Source organism: Streptomyces sp. RG80 (genome assembly GCF_040446465.1).
Taxonomy (GTDB): domain Bacteria; phylum Actinomycetota; class Actinomycetes; order Streptomycetales; family Streptomycetaceae; genus Streptomyces.
In genome coordinates, this window is sequence record NZ_JBEAAJ010000018.1 from 118,538 (window position 1) to 138,264 (window position 19,727).

Consider the following 19,727-nt stretch of genomic DNA (forward strand, 5'->3'; position numbering starts at 1 on the left):
GGGGGCGAAAGGGAGGTGGCGATGGCACGGCCATCGAAGCTGAGGGTCGCGGTCAGTGATCCGGCTCAGTGGCTCAGTGAACGCGAGCGCGCCCAGATGCTGGCGCCCAAACTGCGGGCGCTGGCCGATGAGACCCGGCTGATGCTGATCCTTCTGATCGCGCAGCGTCCCCGCACGGTCAAGGAACTGCAGGAGGCCACCGGCTTGAGCCAGACGCTGGTCAGCCACCACCTGGCTCCGCTGCGGGAGCAGCAACTCGTCGAGGCGATCCCCAAGGGCCGCAGCAACCAGTACGTCATGTGCTGCCAGACCCTGGCCGAACCGCTGCGCATGTTCGCCAGTTTGGCGGCCATGGACCCAGAGACGGTGGCGGCCTGCCTGCACGCCGAGGCCGACCAGCCCGCCGCGCAAGGCGCCTGACCGCGCACACAGCAAACCGGCAGGGCCGGTGCTCCTCCCCCACGGGGAGGAGCACCGGCCCTGCCGGATGCTGTCCTACTGCTGCAGGCTCTGTTGGAAACGGTCGCGGATGTCCAGCGTGGTCAGGGCGTTGGTTGCCCGCGGTGGTATGGAGCCGGTCCGCGGCAGCGTTTTGACGCTGATCAGGTGCGGGCCGGAGGCGGCCTGGGCGCGTTGCATCGCACCGCGCAGGGCTTCCTCGCTGTCACAGGCGACGGCGCTGGCGTAGCCGGCGGCCCGTGCCATCTCGGGGAACGAGGTGGTCGCCGACGTGGTCGCCTGCCCGCCCGTCGACTCGTGCACCCGGTTGTCGAGCACCACATGGATGAGGTTGGCGGGCGCCTCGTTCCCGATCATCGACAGCGCGCCCAGATGCATCAGCAGGGCCCCGTCCCCGTCCAGCACCACCACGGTGCGCTCGGGATGGGTCAGCGCCACGCCGAGACCGATCGACGAGGCGTGGCCCATGGAGCCCTGCATGTAGAAGTTGCCGGGCGCATCCGCGACCGCGAAGGTGTCTCGCCCGGTGAAGCCGGTGGTGGCGATGACCGCCGCCTGCGGCGCGGCCGCGGTCACGACACCGATCGCCTGCGCGGCGGCAAGCCCTTGCGTATGCGGGTCGTTGGCGGCCTCGGCTTTGCCGATGGCGCCGCGTTCGACCAGCACGAACGGTGCCCGCTGCTCTGCCAGGTCCTTCTCCGCCTGGTCCAGGACCGACCGGAACTCCTCCGCCCCGTGCTGGGCGTACAGCGTGTAGTGCGGGGTGTCGACGCTGTCCAGCAGGGCGGGGGTGGCTGGCCCCATCACCGCGTGCTGGGGCTCGTCGGTGGCCGGGTCGGGCCAGCCTCGCAGACTGGTGAAGGTCAGAATCGGCAGCTGGTAGGTCATCACCAGTGAGGTGAGCGGGTTGATCAGGTTGCCCAGGCCGGAGTTCTGCAGCATGACGTAGGCGCGCTGCCCGCCCAGGGCGGCGCCGGCGGCGACGGCCAGTGCGCTGCCCTCGTTGGGGGCGGGCACGTAGCGGCCGGGCTGGGTGCTCAGGTGGGCGATCGGCCCGCCGAAGTGGGAGCACGGCACGCCGCTGGCGAGGGTGAACCCGCGCTCGGCGAGGAGGTCACAGAATTCTTGAGCGGAGATCATGGACGGGGCAGCTCCGTTTCAGCGGTGGGGGACGGTGAGTTGGGCGCTTCCTGGGCAGCGGCCCGGGAGCGTCGGCGCATCTTGATGCCTTCGACGATGATGGGGATGCCGGAGACGAGCACGATGCCGATGACGATGGCCTCGATGTTGTCGCGGACGAAGGCGATCTGGCCGAGGTAGTAGCCGACCAGGGTGAGGCTCACCGACCACAGGACCGCGCCCAGCACGTTGAACAGGAAGAACGTGCGGTAGGTCATGCGGCCCACGCCGGCGGTGATGGGGATGAAGGTGCGGAACACGGGGATGAAGCGGGCCATCACCAGCGCTTTGGGGCCGTGCTTGAGCATGAACTCCTGGGCCCGTTCGGCGTTCTCCTGCTTGAAGAAGCGGGAGTTGGGCCGCCTGAAGAGAGCCGGGCCGATCTTGCGGCCGAAGGCGTAGCCGAACTGGTCGCCCAGCACCGCGGCGACGGCGATGGCGAGCATGACCAGCCACAGCGGCTGGTGCAGGATCTGGTCGTTGGCCACCAGCAGGCCTGAGGTGAACAGCAGCGAGTCGCCGGGCAGAAAGAAGCAGACGATCAGCCCGGATTCGGCGAAGACGGTGGCCATGATGCCGAGCATCCCGAAGGTGGATATCAGCGCTTCGGCATCGAGTAAGGGTGAGGAGGCGAGGTTCATCATCGCGGTGTGCCCCAGAGGTCAGATGGATTGAGCGGACGGCAGGACGCGCGCCGGCCCCGCAGCGGGGCCGGCGCCCTCTACAGCGCTAGCGGGCGGCCCACACGGGACGCTCGTCGATACGGACCACGGCACACGTGATGGACACCCCGCCCCCGTGGGCCACGATCAGGACGTGGTCGCCGGGGCCGACCTGGCCGGTCTCCACCAGGTGGGTCAGGCCCACGATCTGGTCGTTGACCGTCATGTGGCCCAGATTGCGGCCGAAGTCGAGCAGGCCCTGCGCGGGGGAGAGCCCCATCGGGTCGAGAATGACCTTCAGGTAGCTTTCCTGGCCGGTGAAGACGTGGCAGACACGGGTGACGTCGCCCGGCTCCAGGCCCGCCTCGGCCAGCGTGCGCAGCGCGATCTCGGTGCGCAGCTCTCCCTGGCGGCGCACGACCTCGGCGACGGTCTCCTCCAGCCCCCCGGTGGCGGCCAGGCGCTCTTTGAAGTCCATACTGCGCCCGACCGTCAGCGACGGCGGGAAGAGCGGCTCGCTGCCGCGGTACTGCTCCTCGACTTCGGCGGTCGAGCCGGTGTTGATGGACAGCAGGCTCGCAAATCCCTCCGACTTCGACAGCAGGACGGCGCTGCCTCCATCACCGAGGACACCGTTTTGGATGCCGAAGGCCCACCGGTTGAAGTTCGGGGTGCCGACGTTGTCGGCGCCGGTGAGCAGGGCGGCACTGCGTTCGGGTACGGCCTTGAGGTAGCAGACGGCCAGCTCCAGGGAGCCGATCAGGCCGCTGCACGCCTGCCAGACACGGAAGGAAGGCACGTCGCGGTCGGTGACGTGCCGCAGGATGTAGTGCTGCGGTGACCATCCCTCAGGTCCCTGCTCGTGACCGCAGGCGTGAATGTGCAGGTCGATGTCGTGCGGGTGCAGCCCGGAGCGTTCCATGGCCTGCCGGGCAGCGGCGATCGCCATGTCCGGGGCAGGCATGTCATCCGCGACAGCGGCGCCCGTCCAGCCGTAGAACTCGTAGTCCTCGGCGTCGTACAGGCCCAGAGCGACGGCCTTGCGGGCGTCGACGATCTCAGGGATGTGCGTGCCCAGTCCGGCGATGCGAATGTCGGTGGTCTTCATGAAGTCGGTCCTCGTCCCTCGCTCGGTCAGGCCGAGGCGTCAGCGGAGTTCAGTTCGGCGGCCAGGGCTTGGGCGACGGTGGTGATGCTGCCGTCCTTGAGGAGTTGCACCATGGGCAGCTTGACCTGGTAGCGGCGTTCGATGCGGTTGCGTAGTTCGACGGCCATGAGGGAGTCCATGCCGAGCCGGTTCAGCGGCCGGTTGACGTTGACGCGTTCCGCGCGCAGGCCCATCACCACGGCGGCCTCCTGCCTGAGGAAGTCCAGCAGCTCGCTGCTGGGCACCGCCTGCGCAGCAGCGGCCTGGGCTCCACCGGACTCCGGCACCGCGGGTGCCTCGACGGGGGCAGCCGCTGCGGCGACGGGTGCGACCGGTGCGACAGAACCCGTCTCGGGTTCGTCGGCGGCCACCGGTGCGCCGGCATCGTCGGTCACGGTCTCAGCCGGGCCTTGTACAGGGCTGAGTTCAGCGGCGAGGGCTTGGGCGACGGTGGTGATGCTGCCGTCCTTGAGGAGTTGCACCATGGGCAGCTTGACCTGGTAGCGGCGTTCGATGCGGTTGCGTAGTTCGACGGCCATGAGGGAGTCCATGCCGAGCCGGTTCAGCGGCCGGTTGACGTTGACGCGTTCCGCGCGCAGGCCCATCACCACGGCGGCCTCCTGCCTGAGGAAGTCCAGCAGCTCGCTGCCGGGCACCGCCTGCGCCACAGGGGCATCCTGCGGGACAGGCCGGGCAGCGGCCGCAGGCGCGGTAGCTGTCTGCGGTGCGGGGGCGGCCGACGGCGCGGTGGTGGGAGCCGGAGTCTGGGCGAGCGCTACCGCCTTGCCACTTCGCTGCTCGTGCTCGGTTACGGCCGACGGCACGGGCTGCTTGACGCCGGTCAAGTGCTGCAGCAGCGGCGCGGCCGCGGCGCCCGGGTACGCGCGGGCCCAGGCGGGCCAGTCGGCCGGCAGCACCGCGGTGTGCAGACGGCCCTCGGCCAGGATCCTGCCGAGCACTGCGAGGCCGTCGGCCGGGCTGAAGGAGGCCATGCCCTGCGGCAGCAGGGTGCGCTCTTCCTGCTGCTCCTTGCGGGCCACCATGCCGACGCTGTCCCAGAAGCCCCAGTTGATGACGGTCGCCGGCAGCCCCTGGGCGTGCCGGTGGTGCGCCAGGGCGTCGAGGAAGGCGTTGCCGGCCGCGTACCCGCCCAGCATGGGCGAGCTGAGCAGGGCCGAGCCGGAGGAGAACAGGACGAATGCCTCCACCGACTCCTCGTGCAGCAGCCGGTGCAGGTTCCACGCTCCGGAGACCTTGGCCGCCAGCACCCGGTCCATTTCGGTGGCGCTCATGTCGCTCAGCGGCGTGTAGTCGATGACCCCGGCGGCGTGGAAGACACCGCGCACCGGCGGAAGGCCGGTGCGGCGCCGGGAGGCGAACAGCGCCTGCATGGCCTGGAGGTCGGCGACGTCGACGGCCTGGTACGTCACGTGCACGCCGCGCTCGCGCAGCTGCCGGAGCACAGCGACAGCACCAGCGTGCGGATGGTCGTCGGTCATCGGCGCGTCGGGGTCGGGCAGCGGGCTGCGTCCGGTCAGCAGCAGGTGCCGGGCGCCCTGGTCGGCGAGCCACAGGGCCAGCTGGCCGCCGATGCCGCCCGCCCCGCCGGTGATCAGGTAGGTGCCGTCGGCGTGGACGCTCACGGCCCGGCCGCGGGGACTTGGCGCAGCAGCGGGCTGCGGGTCGAACGACAGCACGATCTTGCCGGTGTGGCGGGACTGGGCCATCAGGCGGAAGGCGTCCGCGGCTTGGTCCGCCGGGTACACCGTGTGCGGCAGTGCCTCCAGGGCGCCCTGGCCGACCAGGGCGGCGGCGGCCCGCAGCACGCGGCCGGCCCGCTCGGGGGCGTGCTGGATCATGTGCACGACGTCGACGGCGTGGAAGGACAGGTTGCGGGCGAAGGCCCCCAGCGGCAGCGGATTGTTGTCGAGGATGTCCCGCTTGCTCAGCTCGAGGTAGTGCCCGTAGGGGGCCATCAGTGACAGGTTCGCTTCGATGGCGTCGCCGGCGAGGGTGTTGTAGATGGCGTCGAATCCCTCGTCGCCGAGGGCCGTTTTGAAGGTGTCGGCGAAGGTGAGGCTGCGGGAGTCGGCCACCTGCTCCACGCCGAGTTCGGTGAGCAGTTGGCGTTTGGCGTCGCTGCCGGCGGTGGCGAAGATGCGGGCGCCCTTCCAGCGGGCGATGCTCAGCGCGGCCCGTCCGGTGCCGCCGGTGGCGGTGTGGATGAGGACCTTCTGGCCGCGCTCCAGGCGGGCCAGGTCGTGTAGCGCGTGGTAGGCGGTGAGGTACGCGGCGGGCAAGGTCGCGGCCTCGGCCCCGGTCAGCTGGGCCGGTTTGGGCGCGGTCAGGCAGGCGCGGGTGACGACCTCGGTGGCCAGGGCGCCTTCGGCGAAGGCGATGACCTCCTCGCCCACCGTGACATCGGTGACGGCGCGGCCGGTCTCGGTGACGGTGCCGGCGCACTCCCAGCCCATGACCGGCGGCCGGTTGTCCTGCCCGGGGTATGCGCCCAGGCTCAGCAGCACGTCGCGGTAGTTGACGCCGGCGTGGCTGACCTGGATACGGACTTCGTCTGCGGCAAGGGCTCGCTCGGGTATCGCGGTGAGCTGCAGGTCGTCGATGACGCCCGGTGTGGGCAGTGACAGAGCACGCGGCGCGTGCGCGGCGGCCGCGGGACGCAGCCGGGCTGCCAGGCGCCGTCCGTCGCGCAGCGCGATCTGGTCCTCCTGGTCGCCGTGCTTCAGCAGTTCGGCCAGGGTGGCGACGCTGGCGGCGGACCGGTCGAGGTCGGCCAGGCGCGGGGTCAGCGCCGGGGCCTCGGCGGCCAGGGTGCGGCCCAGTCCCCACAGCATGGCCTGGAAGGGATGGCGTACCTGCTCGCCGGTTCCGGTGGCCTGGGCGAGTTGGGTGATCAGCCACAGCGGAGGCTGTCCGATCAGGCGCTCTTCCAGGGCCCGGGCCAGGTGCAGCACGCTGTGGGAGGACAGGAGTTGGGCGCGGCGGATCTCGGTGGGGGTTGCGTCCAGGCCTGCCTGGGCGTCCAGGGCCCACAGGTGGAGGATGCCGCGGCAGGTGCCGATGCGGGCGACGTCGCCCAGGATCTCGCGGTAGTGCTCCTGCTTCGACGGGTCGATGCGGTACCGGTCGCCGCCTCCGGCCAGGGGGCCGGCGCCTGCGGTGACGGCGACCACGCGCTGTCCGCGACCGGTCAGTTCCCGTACCAGGGCCCGCCCGGTGGAGCCGCTGTCGGTCAGCACCAGCCAGAAGCCCTCCTGTGCGGGCGCGGCCGTGCTGGGCGCGGGCAGGGGGATCTCGTCCCAGGTCAGGGAGTGCAGCCAGGTGTCGCGGTCACTGCCGCCGCCGGGGGCGGCGGGGGTGGGGGAAGTCTCGGTCGGCGTCACGAGGTCCTCGGGGGGTGTGGTGAGCAGTGCGGGCGCGTGACCGGCCAGGTACTGCAGGCGCAGGCCGCGCATCTGCGCGATCAGGCGGCCGTCCTCGGCACGGATGTCGATGTCGGCGGCGAAGGAGTCCTCACGAGGGGAGGGCAGCAGCCTGGCGTGGCTGAACAAGGCGGCGGGCGGCTGCTGGTAGAAGCGGACCTCGTCGATGCCGCCCAGGACGAAGACGCCTTCCTCCCCGGGCACGGTCAGCGGCCGGGCAGCGGCCATGGCGTGGCCGCTGGCGTCCAGGAGCGCCGGGTGGAAGTGATGGTGGGCCAGGCCGTCGGCGAGCGCGGAGGGGCAGTCCAGGCGGGCGAGGACTTCGCCGTCGGTGCGCCACAGTTCGGTGATGCCCTGGAAGGTGCCGTTCCACTGGTTGCCGCGTGCGGCGTTGAACGGGTAGAAGTCGCCGGCGTTTTGGTGCTGCGGCAGGCGGGCGCGGATGGCGTGGAGCGGTTCGGACGGTTCGGGAGCATCCTGCGGCAGGGCGCGGGCGGTGGCTTCGGTGTGCAGGATCCACTCTGCGCCGTCGGCGTCCTGGCTGTGGATGCGGCAGTGCAGCGAGGTGTCCGGGCGCGGGGTGACGGTGACCTTGACCTCGGGTGCGGGGCCGTCTTCGTCCAGGAACAGGGCGCGGTGATAGTGCACGTCGGACACCGACAGGTTGTCGGATCCGGTCACGGTGCGGGCGGCCGCGCCGATGAGTTCCAGGTGGGCGGTGCCCGGCAGGATGATCGTGTCCTGGATGCAGTGGTCGCGCAGGTAGGCGTTGTTGCTCAGGTCCAGCGGTCCCTGCCAGACGTGCGTGGCGCCTTCGGCGGCCAAGGGCGGGCCCAGCAGTGGATGCGGGGCCTGTGCGGCCTTTTGCCGGACGGCCGGTGGCGCCTGGGGTGTCGCGGCCGCAGGGGCGGTCGCCGGGCTGGGGGTGTGGCTGATCCAGTGGCGGGTGCGCTGCCACGGGTAGGACGGCAGCGGCACGTAGTGGCCGCCGGCGCTCATGGTGGCGAAGTCCAGGCGTGCGCCGGCCGTGTGCAGGGCGGCGGCGAAGGTGAGCAGGCTGGTGCGTTCGTCGGTGTGGCGGCGCAGGCTGCCGATGGCGGTGGTGTCCGCGCCGGTGTGCAGGCGGCTGGTCTCCTTGATGCCGGCGACGAGCAGCGGGTGGGGGCTGACTTCGATGAAGGCTGTCTCACCGAGGTCGAGTTGGCCGCGTACGGCGCCGGCGAAGTCGACGGGCCGGCGGATGTTGCGCACCCAGTAGTCGGCGTCCATGCCGGAGCCGTCGATCACCTCGTTGAGCAGGGTGGAGTGCAGTGGGATGCGGCCCGCACGCGGGGTGAGGTGAGCGAGTTCTTCGAGCAGGTCCTCGCGCAGGGCGTCCATCTGGGGGCAGTGCGAGGCGAAGTCGACGTTGACGCGCCGGTTGTCGATGCCGCGGGCGTCGAGGGCGGCCAGGACCTGGGTCAGGGCGTCGACATCCCCGGACAGCAGGGTGGAGGTGGGGCTGTTGATGGCAGCCACCGCGACCGTGTCCTCGAATCCGGCCAGTGCGGCTTCGGCCTCGTCGGCGGGCAGCGCGACCCAGGCCATGGTGCCGAGACCGGAGAGACGTTTGGCGAGCCGGCTGCGGCGGCAGATGACGGCGGCCGCGTCCGGCAGGGAGAGCGCGCCGGCGATGTAGGCGGCGGCGGATTCGCCCATGCTGTGGCCGATGACGACGTCCGGCGTGATGCCCCAGGACTGCCACAGTTCGGCCAGGGCTATCTCCATGGCCCACAGGGTGGGCTGGATGACGTCGAGCTGCTTGAGCCGTTCCTCGTCCGCGGAGCGCAGCAGGTCGATGACCGACCAGCCGGTCTCGGTCTTGATGGCCTCGTCGCAGGCTTCCATGCTGTGGCGGAAGACCGGTTCGCTGTCCAGGAGTTCACGGCCCATGCCGGGCCACTGCGAGCCCTGGCCGGGGAAGACGAAGGCGATCCTGGGTACCGCTTCGAGGTCGGTGTAGTCGCTGAAGGACAGGCCGGGCTCGGTCTCGCCGTCGGCGAAGCCCCGCAGGGCGGCTGCCGCTTCGGTGTGGCTGTCGGCGGCGAGTGCCAGGCGGGCGTCGTGGGGGGTGCGGCGCAGGGCGGCGGAGTGGCAGATGTCGCGCCAGGCGTGCTGGGCGCCGGAGCCCTCGAGGTGGCCGGCCATGGCGCGGGCGGCGTCGGTCAGGGCTTCGGGGCTGAGGGCGGACAGCACCAGCAGTTCGCTCCGGGTGGCCGGCGTCTGGGTGTCCGTGTCGCGGGTGGCCGGTTGGGGTGCGGCTTCGAGGACGAGGTGGGCGTTGGTGCCGGAGAAGCCGAAGCTGGAGACCCCGGCGACGGCGGGCCTGCCGTGGTCGGGCAGCGGCGTGGCCTGGGTAGGGACGCTCAGCGGCAGGTTGTCCCAGTCGACGGCCGGGTTGGGGTGGTTCAGGTGCAGGTTGGGCGGGACCGTCTTGTTCTCCAGGCACAGCACGGCCTTGATCAGCCCGGCGATTCCGGCGGCCGCCTCGGCGTGGCCGATGTTGGTCTTCACCGAGCCGACCAGGCAGCGCTGGTCTGCGGGGCGGGGGCCGATGATGTGGGCCAGGGCTTCGAGTTCGACCGGGTCGCCGACGCTGGTGCCGGTGCCGTGGGCCTCGATGTAGTCGACGTCGGCCGGGTCGATGCCGGCGTTGGCGTAGGCGCGGCGCAGCACGTCGCGCTGGCCTTCGACGGCCGGTGTGACGAGGTAGCCGCTGCTCTGTCCGTCGTTGCCGACGGCGGAACCGCGGATGACGGCGCGGATGCGGTCGCCGTCGGCTTGAGCGGCTGAGAGCGGTTTGAGGATGACAGCGCCGATGCCGTCGCTGCGCACGAAGCCGTCGCCGGAGGCGTCGGCGAACTTGCAGCGGCCGTCGGAGGCGAGCATGCCGGCCCCGGAGTAGACGACGCCTTCCTCCGGCAGTAGCACGAGGTTGACGCCGCCGGCGATCGCCAGCGGGCACTCGCCGAGCCGGATCGCCTGGACGGCGTTGTGCACGGCGACCAGGGCGGAGGAGCAGGCGGTGTCGACGGTGAAGCTGGGGCCGCGCAAGTCGAAGGCGTACGACAGGCGCCCGGAGGTGATGGCGCGGGAGGCCGCACCGGTCATGGCGTAGAGGTCCAGTTGGTCGCGGTTGCTGTACTGCAGGTGCCAGTAGTCGCCGCCCAACTGGCCGATGAACACTCCCGCGTCGGTGCCGGCGATCTGCGGCAGGGGCTGGCCTGCGTCCTCCAGTGCTTCGTAGGCGACTTCCAGCAGCAGCCGCTGCTGGGGGTCCATGCGGTCGGCCTCCCGCGGGGAGATGCCGAAGAACTCCGCGTCGAAGGCGTCGATGTCGCGCAGCAGCCCGCCCCACCGGCTCACGGTGCGGCCGGGTGTGCGGGGAGCCGGGTCGTAGACGGCGTCGACGTCGTAGCGCTCGGGCGGGATGTCCGTGATGGCGTCACGGCCCTGCAGCAGCATGTCCCACAGCTGCTCAAGACTGGTGGCGTCGGCGAAGCGTCCGGCCATACCGATGATGGCGATCGGTTCGCTGGCGGCGTCAGCCGCGCGGGTGGGGTCGTGAGGCATGGATGTCCTTCCGGGCATGGCGAAGCCGTTCACTGGTGAAGCAGCACGGAAGGAACCACGGTCTGTGCGCGGCAGACCGGCACAACAGCCGGCCCGGTGGCGGGCGCACACACCGAGGCAGAAGGGGAGGGAACAGGGAAGAGCCGGTCCCGTCTTTTGAGCGGTCGAAGGCGTGGCGAGCGCTTCACACCGTTCACGGTCCGGACGCGGCCGTCGGCACAGCCGCTGTTTCCTGAATGTCGTTACGGCACTGGGCGATTGCCCCGTGCCGCACACCCCCGCTGTTTCGATATGTATCGAGATTGACTCGTCGGGGGCGCCACATGCAACGCGGCGCGAAGTGACGCTCGTCACACTGGATGAGGCTTCGGCCGAAGGTTGACATTCATCGAATCAGAGGCAAGGCTGGAATCTTGATTCGTTGTTTATCTATATAGGCGGTTGTGATGAAGCCTCCGCCGCGCCGCCGGCGGGGCCGCCGCGACAGGAGCCGATCCCGATGAACGATTCCGCCGCAAACCCGGCCGCCGACGAGCAGAGCGAGAGCCCCTGCTGCGCCGCGATCGCCGAGTTACAGCGCCGGGCACGGCAGCGCGCCGAGCAGCGCCTGCAGGCAGACGGCGACGAGGCTTCCCCGACCGCGCCGCCCGAGCCCGCACGCGATGCCTGAGCACCGCTACCCCCTTCCTGAAAGGACACCGCACCGTGGTTGACCACAGCCCCGACCGTCTTCCCGTCGCCGTGATCGGAGCCGGACCCGTCGGCCTGGCCGCCGCCGCCCACCTGGCCGAGCGCAGCCTGCCCTTCGTCGTCCTGGAAACCGGCGACACCCCGGCCTCGGCCGTGCGGGCCTGGTCCCACATCCAGCTCTTCAGTCCCTGGGAGTACAACACCGACCCCGCCGCCCGCCGCCTGCTCCAGGCCGCCGGAGGCTGGGACGAACCCGACGCCTCCGCCCTGCCCACCGGCGGCGACCTGGTCAAGCAGTACCTCCAGCCGCTGGCCGAACTGCCCGCCCTGGCCCCCCACATCCGCTACGGCGCCACCGTCACGGCCATCAGCCGCCTGGGCATCGACCGACTGCGCACCGCCGACCGCGAGAACACACCGTTCGTCCTGCGCCTGGCCGACGGCGAGGAACTGCTCGCCAGCGCCGTGATTGACGCCTCCGGCACCTGGCACCAGCCCAACCCCGTCGGCGCAGGCGGCCTGCCCGCCCACGGCGAAGCGGAAGCCGCCGCCTGGATCAACCACGGCCTGCCCGACGTCTTCGGCGCCGACCGCGCCCAGCACGCAGGCCGCCACACCATCGTCGTCGGCGCCGGCCACTCAGCTGCCAACACCCTGCTCGCACTCGCCGAACTCGCCGACGCCGAACTGGGCACCACCATCACCTGGGCCATCCGGGCCGCCGACCCCGCCGCCTCCTTCGGCGGCGGAAGCGACGACGAACTGCCCGCCCGCGGCGCTCTCGGCTCCGGCCTGAAGATGCTCGTCGACACCGGCCGCGTCACCCTCGCCGCCAACTTCCGCACCCACAGCATCCGCCCCCTGGGCGACGACCCGGCACACGACCAGGTCCAGCTCATCTCCCGCACCCCGGACGGCACCGAGCAGACCCTGACCGCCGACCGCATCGTCGCCGCCACCGGCTTCCGCCCCGACCTGCACATCACCGACGAACTGCGCCTGGAACTGGACCCGATCATGTCCGCGCCGCGCGCGCTGGCCCCCCTGATCGACCCCAACCAGCACTCCTGCGGCACCGTCACCCCCCACGGCTACCGCGAGCTCGCCCACCCCGAACCGGGCTACTACGCCGTCGGCATGAAGAGCTACGGCCGCGCCCCGACCTTCCTCATGCTCACCGGCTACGAGCAGGTCCGCTCCATCGCCGCAGCCCTGGCAGGCGACATGGACGCCGCCCAGTCGGTCGAACTGCAGCTGCCGGAGACCGGCGTGTGCTCGGTGACCGCCGGCGGCGAAGCCATCGCACTGCGCCTGGGACTGACCAAAGACCAGCACGAACAGCTGCTCCACGTCACCGCCAAGCACCTGGGCACCTCCGCCAGCGCAGCCGAGGCAGTCCTGTCCGCAGCCACCGAACTCGGCATCGACCACACCGCCGCACTCCAGCTGGCCGCCTACGCCGCCGAACAGTTCGACGCGCCCGGCGCCACCGGCTGCTGACCGAACCGGCAACGAAACGCGGCTGCCCCTCCCCGTATCGGGGCAGAGGCAGCCGCACCAGCCGTCAGGACGTGCGGTGCACCTTGTGCTGCGCCGCCTGCGCCCTGGGCCGCACCACCAGCAGATCGATGTTCACGTGCGAAGGGCGGGACACCGCCCAGACCACCGCATCCGCCACGTTCTCGGCCACCAGCGGGCCCGGCACACCGGCGTACACGGCGTCGGCCCGGTCGGTGTCACCGCGGTAGCGGTTGAGGGAGAACTCCTCGGTCTGCACCATGCCCGGCGCGATCTCGATCACCCGCAGCGGCTGCCCGCACGCCTCCAGCCGCAGCGTCTCGGCGAGCACGTGCGCCCCGTGCTTGGCCGCGCTGTAACCGCCGCCGCCCTCGTAGCACGTAAACGAAGCCGTCGACGTCAGCACCACCACCGTGCCATCACCGCTCGCGAGCAGCTTTGGCATCAGCGCCTGGGTCACCTGCAGAGTGCCCAGCACGTTGACCTCGTACATGTGCCGCCAGTCGGCGGGATCGGCCTGCGCGATCTCCTCGACCCCGAAAGCCCCGCCGGCGACGTTCACCAGCACCTCGCAGGCCTCCACCTGCTCAGCGAATGCGGCGACCGCTTCGCGGTCCGTCACATCCAGGGGACAGACATGCACGATGCCGCCCTCGGCGCGAATTTCCTTGGCCACCGCTTCCAGACGGTCCACCCTGCGTGCGGTGAGGACGACGGTGAACCCTGCCCGGGCCAGCTCGCGCGCTGTGGCTGCTCCAATGCCGCTGCTGCCTCCAGTCACCACCGCGGTGCGCTGTTTCGAACCCTGAGTGGGTATGGCCATGAAGTGCTTCCCCCAGCCCTTGATTAGACAGACATCGAAGTAAGGGATCTTGGCATCCGTGTCAACGAGTGTCAACATAGACAGATGTCAAAGCTCCAGGGGAAAGTGGCCGCGCTCCCGGCCAAGCCGTGCTGCCCGGCACTGACCGAACGAGAGTTGACGGTGCAAGAAGCCGAACTCACCGCCGCGATGTTCAAGGCCCTCGGCGACCCGGTCCGGCTCCGCCTGTTCTCCAAGGTGGCCTCCCACCCCGACAGCGAAGCGTGCGTGTGCGACATCGCTGACGTCGGTGTCTCCCAGCCCACCGTCTCCCATCACCTGAAGAAGCTCAAGGAAGCCGGCCTTCTGGTGTCCGAACGCAGGGGGACGTGGGTCTACTACCGCGTCGAACCCTCCGTCCTCGCTGCGATGGGGCATCTGCTCACCCCCACGCCGGCCAAAGCAGCCTGAAGCCCCTCCCGGTCGCTGCCGCTGTTGGGGCCGGAGGTGCGGGCGGTGACACGCGTCTGCGCACCACCGCTTCTGAGTCCTCGCGCCTCGCGCTGAAAATGCACAACTGGCCGACCAGGGGTCAGTGGGAGCGGCATTCTCGCGCCGGGCGTCGCGGCTGTGTGAGCAGGGTCCTGCCGTGTCCTCCCGTCAAAGCCTGGGCGCCCCTGAATCTTCGCGTCGGCCGATTGGCCGCCGTCGTCAGTTGCGCCGCTGGGCTGCCGCCGGGACGCAAGGTCACGTCGCAGGCCCGGTGCGGACTGGAGTACCTGCAGCAGACGCCGGTGGCATTCGACTAGGAAGTGCGCGGGTCGCTCCGGGCGCCTTTGTGAGCGCCTTCGGCCACCCGCTACAGCCTGGCCCGGCCCAGCGATCACCCGACTAACGGGTAGCCCTGCACGAGTGACGGCCGACGTCTGCGCCATGGCTGCTCGGCTGCCCGACAGGCGCCGGGCTTCGGTCGGATGCGACCGCGACCTTCATCCGCTCGCCTAAACCCCATGCCTGTCTACGGTGTGGTCGGCCAGTGCACGCTGGCTGCCCCGATCGCCCGCAATCGTCGACTCGGCCTGCAAGCCTTCATTTCCCCTGGCATCGATGAACGTCTATGTTGACGCTCATCGATGCGAGTGCCATGCTGGGCAGCGCAAGGGATCGACGGATGTCGAAACAAAGGGGATTCCAGTGAACGCGCTCACCGATCAGTTGCCCGTCGTGGTCATCGGGGCCGGCCCCGTCGGCCTGGCCGCCGCCGCCCACCTGGTCGAGCGCGGCCTCGACCCCCTGGTCCTGGAGGCCGGCCCGGCCGCAGGCTCCGCTGTCCGGGAGTGGTCGCACGTCCGCCTGTTCTCCACGTGGGGCGAGGTCATCGACCCGGCCGCGGAGAAGCTGCTGGCCCCGACTGGCTGGGTCCGCCCCGACGCCGCGGCCTATCCGACCGGCGGTGACTGGGCCGAGCAGTATCTGCAGCCGCTCGCCGACGTCCTCGGCGACACGGTCCGCTACGGCGCCCGGGTGACCGGCGTCGCTCGCGCCGGCCGTGACCGGATCGTCGATGCTGGCCGTGACGAGCAGCCCTTCACCGTGCACATCGAGACCGCCGACGGCCGCGAGGAGCGGATCACCGCGCGCGCTGTCATCGACGCCTCCGGTACGTGGTCGACGCCGAGCCCGATGGGCGCGGACGGCCTGGCCGCGCTCGGGGAGAAGGCGGCTGCTGATCGCATCTCCTACCGTCTCCCGGATCTCAACGATCCAGCCGCACGTGCCCGTTACGCAGGTAAGCGCACCGCTGTCATCGGCTCCGGAGCCTCCGCCTTTACTGCCCTCGCTCTCCTCGCCGACCTGGCCGAGGAGGAGAAGGGGACGCACGCGGTGTGGATCCTGCGCCGCGGGATCGGCGCTAACACCTACGGCGGCGGCGAGGCCGACCAGCTCCCCGCCCGCGGCGCTCTTGGCCTGCGCGCCAAGGCGGCCGTTGAGGCCGGTCACGCGAGCGCGATCACCGGATTCCGCACCCAGGCCGTCTCCCACGACGGCGACCGCCTCGTCCTCGAGTCCGACGACGGCCACCGCACGGACCCCATCGACGAGGTCATCGTCCTGACCGGTCTCCGCCCCGACCTGTCCTTCCTCGCCGAGCTCCGCCTCGGCCTGGACGAGCGCCTCCAGGCACCGACCGACCTTGCCCCGTTGATCGACCCCAACGTCCACTCCTGCGGCACGGTCTACCCGCACGGCGTCAACGAGCTCTCCCACCCCGAGCAGGGCATTTACCTCGTCGGCATGAAGTCCTACGGCCGCGCCCCGACCTTCCTGGCCATGACGGGCTACGAGCAGGTCCGTTCCATCACCGCTGCGATCGCCGGGGACCAAGAGGCCGCCGAACGCGTCGAGTTGATCCTGCCGGAGACCGGAGTCTGCGGCGGCGCGGGCCTGTTCGACGAGGCGGAGAACACCGAGCAGTCCGGCGGCGGCTGCTGCGCCGCCCCCACCACACTCCAGATCGGCATCGGCGCCCCGGCCGCCACGTCCGGCGGCTGCTGAACACCCCATCCACACCAGGAGGTTCGTCATGTCCCGCGTACAGCTCGCCCTCCGTGTCCCGGATCTCGAAGCGTCCATCGCCTTCTACAGCAAGCTCTTCGGCACCGAACCCGCCAAGCTCCGCGACGGCTACGCCAACTTCGCCATCGCCGAGCCACCGCTCAAGCTCGTCCTGATCGAAGGCACCGCAGGCGAGTCGACCCGCATGGACCACCTCGGCGTCGAGGTCGACAGCACCGAGGCGGTCCACGCGGCCACCGCGCGGCTGAGCGAAGAGGGCTTGGCCACCGACGTCGAGTACGACACCACCTGCTGCTACGCCCTCCAGGACAAGGTCTGGGTGCACGGTCCCGGCCAGGAGCCCTGGGAGGTGTACGTCGTCAAGGCCGACGCCGACTCCCTGGCCAAGCAGCAGGGCAGCACCTGTTGCGCCGACCCGACGACGGCCGACACCAGCGAGACGCAGGAACCGGCCGCCGCAAGCAGCTGCTGCTGATCCGCAGATGGCCCAAATCCGCACCACCGAGGCCGTGACCGGAACGGGGGACCGGTCACGGCCTCGCGGCGTGCTGCCTGCCTTGTGCGCCACCCAGATCACCAGCTGGGGCATCGTCTACTACGCCTTCCCGGTACTCAACCCGCAGATCAACAAGGCCACCGGCTGGCCGGTCGGGGCGACCACGGCAGCCTTCTCCGCCGCCCTGCTCGTCTCCGCGTTCACCGGCATACGGGTCGGCCGGATCATCGACCGCAGGGGCCCACGCGCCGTGATGACCGCCGGCTCGGTCCTCGGCGTAATCAGCATCCTCATCGTGGCCGCCGCCCCGAACCTGGCTGTCTTCACGCTCGGCTGGCTACTCGCCGGAATGTCGATGGCGGCCACCTTCTACCAACCCGCCTTCGCCGCGCTGACCCGCTGGTGGGCCCCCGACCACATCCGCGCACTCACCATCGTCACTCTGGCCGGCGGCCTCGCCTCCACCATTTTCGCGCCCGTCACCGCGATGCTCGCCGAACACCTCAGCTGGCGCACCACGTACGCCGTCCTGGCCGTGGTCCTCGCTGCCGTGACGATCCCGGCCCACTCCCTCGCGCTGAACGCCCCCTGGCCCCCAGCGCCGCAAGCGCCCGTTCACGCCACCGGTGGCGCGGACGCGGTGGCCCGCAGCCGGCCGTTCTGGCTGCTGGCTGCCGCATTGACCCTTTCCGCATTCAGTATCTACGCCGTCGTCGTCGCCCTCGTCCCCCTCCTGCTGGAACGCGGCTTCACCACCAGCCAGGCCGCCTGGGCCCTCGGTCTCGGCGGCGCCGGTCAGACCCTCGGCCGAACCCTGTACGCAACCCTGGCCCGCCGCACCCGGCCAACTGCCCGCACCGTCACGCTCATCGGGCTGGGCGGCCTCACCACCGCTGCTCTGGCACTGGTGCCGGGCCCCTACGGCCTGCTGGTCGCCCTATCTGTCGCAGCCGGCATGGTCCGCGGCAACATCACCCTCATGCAGGCCACCGCCATCACCGACCGCTGGGGAACCAGTCACTACGGCCGACTGTCTGGGCTCCTCGCGGCGCCTGCTACTGCGGCTTCCGCCCTGGCGCCCTTCGCCGGGGCCGCCCTGTCCGCACCACTGGGCGGATACCCACACCTCTTCGGACTGCTGTCCGCTCTTTCCATGCTGGCCGCGCTCACCGCTCTCGGAACGGCTGTACGTCTCCAGCGTGACTCCTAACCCCCTTGCACGCCGATGGCGGTGGTTCGCTCGAACCGGCGCCACAGGCATTGCGCTCGACGGAGGCCGTCACATCGGCGCTTCAGTGCCCCGGGCCAAGGCCCGGGGCGCCGCGGCGGCCCATCCGTTAGGGCAGTGCGTCGACTGCGGTCTGCCATGGGTAGGCGTCGAGGTCACCGTGGCGTGGTTTGTGCGGGGTGAATCCGCCTTCGCCGAGCAGGATGGTGATGCCGGCATCGCGCAGGGTCTCCACGCTGCGCGGCACAGCCGGATGAGCGGCTTGAGCGTCGTTCCAGTGGGGCAGTGCGACGGTGGGGATACGCAGCCCGATGGCCTCTGTGATCAGGCCCAGGGCCAGGGTGTCGGATGCGCCGGCGGCCCATTTGTTCAGGGTGTTGCTCGTCAGGGGCGCTACGAGGATGGCGTCTGGTGGCGGGAGAACGTCTGGCTGGCTGGGGAGTTTGTACTGCCAGCGCACGGGATGCCCGGTGAGCTGTTGCAGGTCCTCGATTTCGCCTTCCGCGTCCTCGGTGGCCCATCGGTAGGCGGAGGGCGTCAGGATCGCGCAGACGTCCCAGTTGGCCCTTTGCGCGGCCCGGATAGGGATGTCCAGACGACGGGCAGGAGGAGCGGCACAGGCGATCAGGTACAGCGTCCGGTTCGTCACCCGGGCAGTCCACAGCGATCAGCGAGCGCGCGCAAGCGGCCCTCGGCGCAACCGACTCCGAGGAGCTGGAGGTTCTCCACGAGCGTTTTCGTGCGGGGCCGGCACCGGACCTCATCGGCCGCCAGCTCCTCGGCCTCCAGCAAGGTGGCCACCGCCTGCTCGCGCAGGCCGGCCTGCAGCTCGCCGTGGGCGCGGTCGGTGAGAAGGTGCGCTCTGCGCTCCCGGGGCAAGTTCTGGAACGCTGCGGCAGAGATGCCCGAGGCGACCGCTACGGCGTCGGCTCCCTCGGACAGCTGGACGTGCGCCGCGACGGCGTAGAGCGAGACGTTCGTCGGGCCGAATGCGGTCCACAGCCGGTTGTCGTCACATCCGAGGCGCTCGGCCTGTTCCTCGGCCTGGCCAAGGAAGTCGGGCACACGGCGGGCGTGCTGGCCGGGGTTGCGGTCGTCCGCCTCGGCGGCGGCCGCGGCGGCCATGGCGGCTTTGAGGTAGAGCATGCCCAGCACGCTGTAGCCGTCCGGCCCGCAGCGCAGCAACTCCGGGGCAAGCCGCTCAGCGGCGGCGAGCACGAACTGCGCGGCGCCCGCGGCCTGGCCGGCGCTGGTCATGGCCTCCCCCAGACGCCGGGCCGCGCTGGCCTTGATCACGGGGTTCTCGGATCGCTCGGCGGCCGCGACGGCGCGGTGCCCGGCCACCACTGCCAGCTCGGTGTCGCCCCACTTGATGGCGGCCGCCTCGGTCAACTCCAGCGCCAGCGACAGCAGTTCGTACGAGACGAGCTGGTCGTCTCCTTCGTAGTGCTGGGCGGCCCGGGTCGTGTCCACGAGCAGGGCCGGAATGACAGAGCTGAGCTGGGAGAAATGCCCGGCCTGGAAGCCAAGATGCGCGTGGGCGACCGAGCGGCGCAGCTGCTCGACGGGACGTGGTGGGGCGGACGAGTGGTCACAGGATCCGGTGATGACGTCGTGCCGGTACAGGGCACGGCGTACGGCTTCGATCTCGGCTTCTCCGACGCACCCGGTGTCGACGGGATCGGTCAGCAGGCGTTCCAGCGTGATGTTGAGACGCAGGGCGGCAAGCCGGACGATCGAGAGCTGCGGGTCTGCCTGGCGGCGGCCGCCTTCGAACTCCTCCACCCATCTGACGCTCTTGCCCATCAGCGCGGCAAAGGCCTCCTGCGTCATGCCGCGCCGTGTCCGCCAGAACCTGACACGGCGACCGATCTGTAACGGGTCCACGGGAGTTCTCCGCACGCAGAGTGCCAACCC

Annotated in this window: 14 protein-coding genes; 7 read left to right on the top strand and 7 right to left on the bottom strand. The window is 70.7% G+C overall.

The annotated features are described in order from the left end of the window. The first annotated feature begins 21 nt into the window (after positions 1-21). Entirely contained in the window at positions 22-420 is a 399-nt protein-coding gene (locus ABKA17_RS44480) for an ArsR/SmtB family transcription factor (protein ID WP_353698147.1), read from the top strand. 75 nt (positions 421-495) lie between these two features. On the opposite strand, the gene aepY is transcribed toward ABKA17_RS44480, so the two are convergent. From aepY to ABKA17_RS44500, 4 genes are all read right to left on the bottom strand, one after another. Next, entirely contained in the window at positions 496-1,599 is a 1,104-nt protein-coding gene (gene aepY, locus ABKA17_RS44485) for a phosphonopyruvate decarboxylase (protein WP_353698148.1), read from the bottom strand. After that, entirely contained in the window at positions 1,596-2,282 is a 687-nt protein-coding gene (locus ABKA17_RS44490; protein WP_353698149.1) for a DedA family protein, read from the bottom strand. Before ABKA17_RS44490 ends, aepY begins: the two co-directional genes overlap by 4 nt. An 85-nt stretch (positions 2,283-2,367) precedes the next feature. Continuing rightward, complete coding sequence (locus ABKA17_RS44495; protein WP_353698150.1) at positions 2,368-3,408, bottom strand: ketoacyl-ACP synthase III family protein; 1,041 nt, start codon at positions 3,406-3,408, stop codon at positions 2,368-2,370. A gap of 26 nt (positions 3,409-3,434) precedes the next feature. Beyond that, positions 3,435-10,499 carry an SDR family NAD(P)-dependent oxidoreductase gene (locus ABKA17_RS44500; protein WP_353698151.1) on the bottom strand — a complete coding sequence of 2,355 codons (7,065 nt, stop codon included), beginning with the start codon at positions 10,497-10,499 and terminating at the stop codon, positions 3,435-3,437. A 499-nt stretch (positions 10,500-10,998) separates the two neighbouring features. Here ABKA17_RS44500 and ABKA17_RS44505 point away from each other — a divergent pair, with 499 nt between their 5' ends. Together ABKA17_RS44505 and ABKA17_RS44510 are read left to right on the top strand one after the other, a co-directional pair. Continuing rightward, positions 10,999-11,169, top strand: a complete 171-nt coding sequence (locus ABKA17_RS44505) for a hypothetical protein (RefSeq protein ID WP_353698152.1) — start codon at positions 10,999-11,001, stop codon at positions 11,167-11,169. A 35-nt stretch (positions 11,170-11,204) separates the two neighbouring features. Then, the gene (locus ABKA17_RS44510; RefSeq protein WP_353698153.1) at positions 11,205-12,689 is read left to right on the top strand and encodes an NAD(P)-binding domain-containing protein; all 1,485 of its coding nucleotides are present in this window, start codon (positions 11,205-11,207) and stop codon (positions 12,687-12,689) included. A 64-nt stretch (positions 12,690-12,753) separates the two neighbouring features. On the opposite strand, the gene ABKA17_RS44515 is transcribed toward ABKA17_RS44510, so the two are convergent. Next, positions 12,754-13,530, bottom strand: coding sequence for an SDR family oxidoreductase (locus ABKA17_RS44515; RefSeq protein WP_353698195.1), 777 nt, complete (start codon positions 13,528-13,530; stop codon positions 12,754-12,756). Positions 13,531-13,614: 84 nt separating this feature from the next. Here ABKA17_RS44515 and ABKA17_RS44520 point away from each other — a divergent pair, with 84 nt between their 5' ends. The 4 genes from ABKA17_RS44520 (at position 13,615) to ABKA17_RS44535 (ending at position 17,792) form a co-directional block, all read left to right on the top strand. Next, positions 13,615-13,980 (top strand): ArsR/SmtB family transcription factor, encoded by a 366-nt coding sequence (locus ABKA17_RS44520; RefSeq protein ID WP_353698154.1) that lies wholly within the window; start codon positions 13,615-13,617, stop codon positions 13,978-13,980. Between the two features lie 723 nt (positions 13,981-14,703). Then, positions 14,704-16,065 (top strand): FAD-dependent oxidoreductase, encoded by a 1,362-nt coding sequence (locus tag ABKA17_RS44525; RefSeq protein WP_353698155.1) that lies wholly within the window; start codon positions 14,704-14,706, stop codon positions 16,063-16,065. A 28-nt stretch (positions 16,066-16,093) separates the two neighbouring features. Beyond that, on the top strand, positions 16,094-16,561 hold the full coding sequence (locus ABKA17_RS44530; protein WP_353698156.1) for an ArsI/CadI family heavy metal resistance metalloenzyme: 468 nt from the start codon (positions 16,094-16,096) through the stop codon (positions 16,559-16,561). A gap of 7 nt (positions 16,562-16,568) precedes the next feature. Continuing rightward, positions 16,569-17,792 carry an MFS transporter gene (locus tag ABKA17_RS44535; protein WP_353698157.1) on the top strand — a complete coding sequence of 408 codons (1,224 nt, stop codon included), beginning with the start codon at positions 16,569-16,571 and terminating at the stop codon, positions 17,790-17,792. Positions 17,793-17,919: 127 nt separating this feature from the next. Here the strand turns inward: ABKA17_RS44535 and ABKA17_RS44540 are convergent, their stop codons facing one another. Together ABKA17_RS44540 and ABKA17_RS44545 are read right to left on the bottom strand one after the other, a co-directional pair. Then, complete coding sequence (locus tag ABKA17_RS44540) at positions 17,920-18,459, bottom strand: flavoprotein (protein WP_353698158.1); 540 nt, start codon at positions 18,457-18,459, stop codon at positions 17,920-17,922. Then, a complete protein-coding gene (locus ABKA17_RS44545; protein ID WP_502994544.1) occupies positions 18,456-19,643 on the bottom strand; it encodes a helix-turn-helix domain-containing protein in 1,188 nt (395 codons plus the stop codon). The genes ABKA17_RS44540 and ABKA17_RS44545 overlap by 4 nt, the downstream gene beginning before the upstream one ends. Positions 19,644-19,727: the final 84 nt, after the last annotated feature.

Excerpts from the sequence above, each read along its gene's own strand:
- ABKA17_RS44505 (WP_353698152.1), top strand. The coding sequence starts at position 10,999 with ATGAACGATTCCGCCGCAAACCCGGCCGCCGACGAGCAGAGCGAGAGC.
- ABKA17_RS44520 (WP_353698154.1), top strand. The coding sequence starts at position 13,615 with ATGTCAAAGCTCCAGGGGAAAGTGGCCGCGCTCCCGGCCAAGCCGTGC.
- ABKA17_RS44490 (WP_353698149.1), bottom strand. The coding sequence starts at position 2,282 with ATGATGAACCTCGCCTCCTCACCCTTACTCGATGCCGAAGCGCTGATA.
- ABKA17_RS44480 (WP_353698147.1), top strand. The coding sequence starts at position 22 with ATGGCACGGCCATCGAAGCTGAGGGTCGCGGTCAGTGATCCGGCTCAG.
- ABKA17_RS44535 (WP_353698157.1), top strand. The coding sequence starts at position 16,569 with ATGGCCCAAATCCGCACCACCGAGGCCGTGACCGGAACGGGGGACCGG.
- ABKA17_RS44530 (WP_353698156.1), top strand. The coding sequence starts at position 16,094 with ATGTCCCGCGTACAGCTCGCCCTCCGTGTCCCGGATCTCGAAGCGTCC.
- ABKA17_RS44500 (WP_353698151.1), bottom strand. The coding sequence starts at position 10,499 with ATGCCTCACGACCCCACCCGCGCGGCTGACGCCGCCAGCGAACCGATC.
- ABKA17_RS44495 (WP_353698150.1), bottom strand. The coding sequence starts at position 3,408 with ATGAAGACCACCGACATTCGCATCGCCGGACTGGGCACGCACATCCCT.
- ABKA17_RS44545 (WP_502994544.1), bottom strand. The coding sequence starts at position 19,643 with ATGACGCAGGAGGCCTTTGCCGCGCTGATGGGCAAGAGCGTCAGATGG.
- aepY (WP_353698148.1), bottom strand. The coding sequence starts at position 1,599 with ATGATCTCCGCTCAAGAATTCTGTGACCTCCTCGCCGAGCGCGGGTTC.
- ABKA17_RS44515 (WP_353698195.1), bottom strand. The coding sequence starts at position 13,530 with ATGGCCATACCCACTCAGGGTTCGAAACAGCGCACCGCGGTGGTGACT.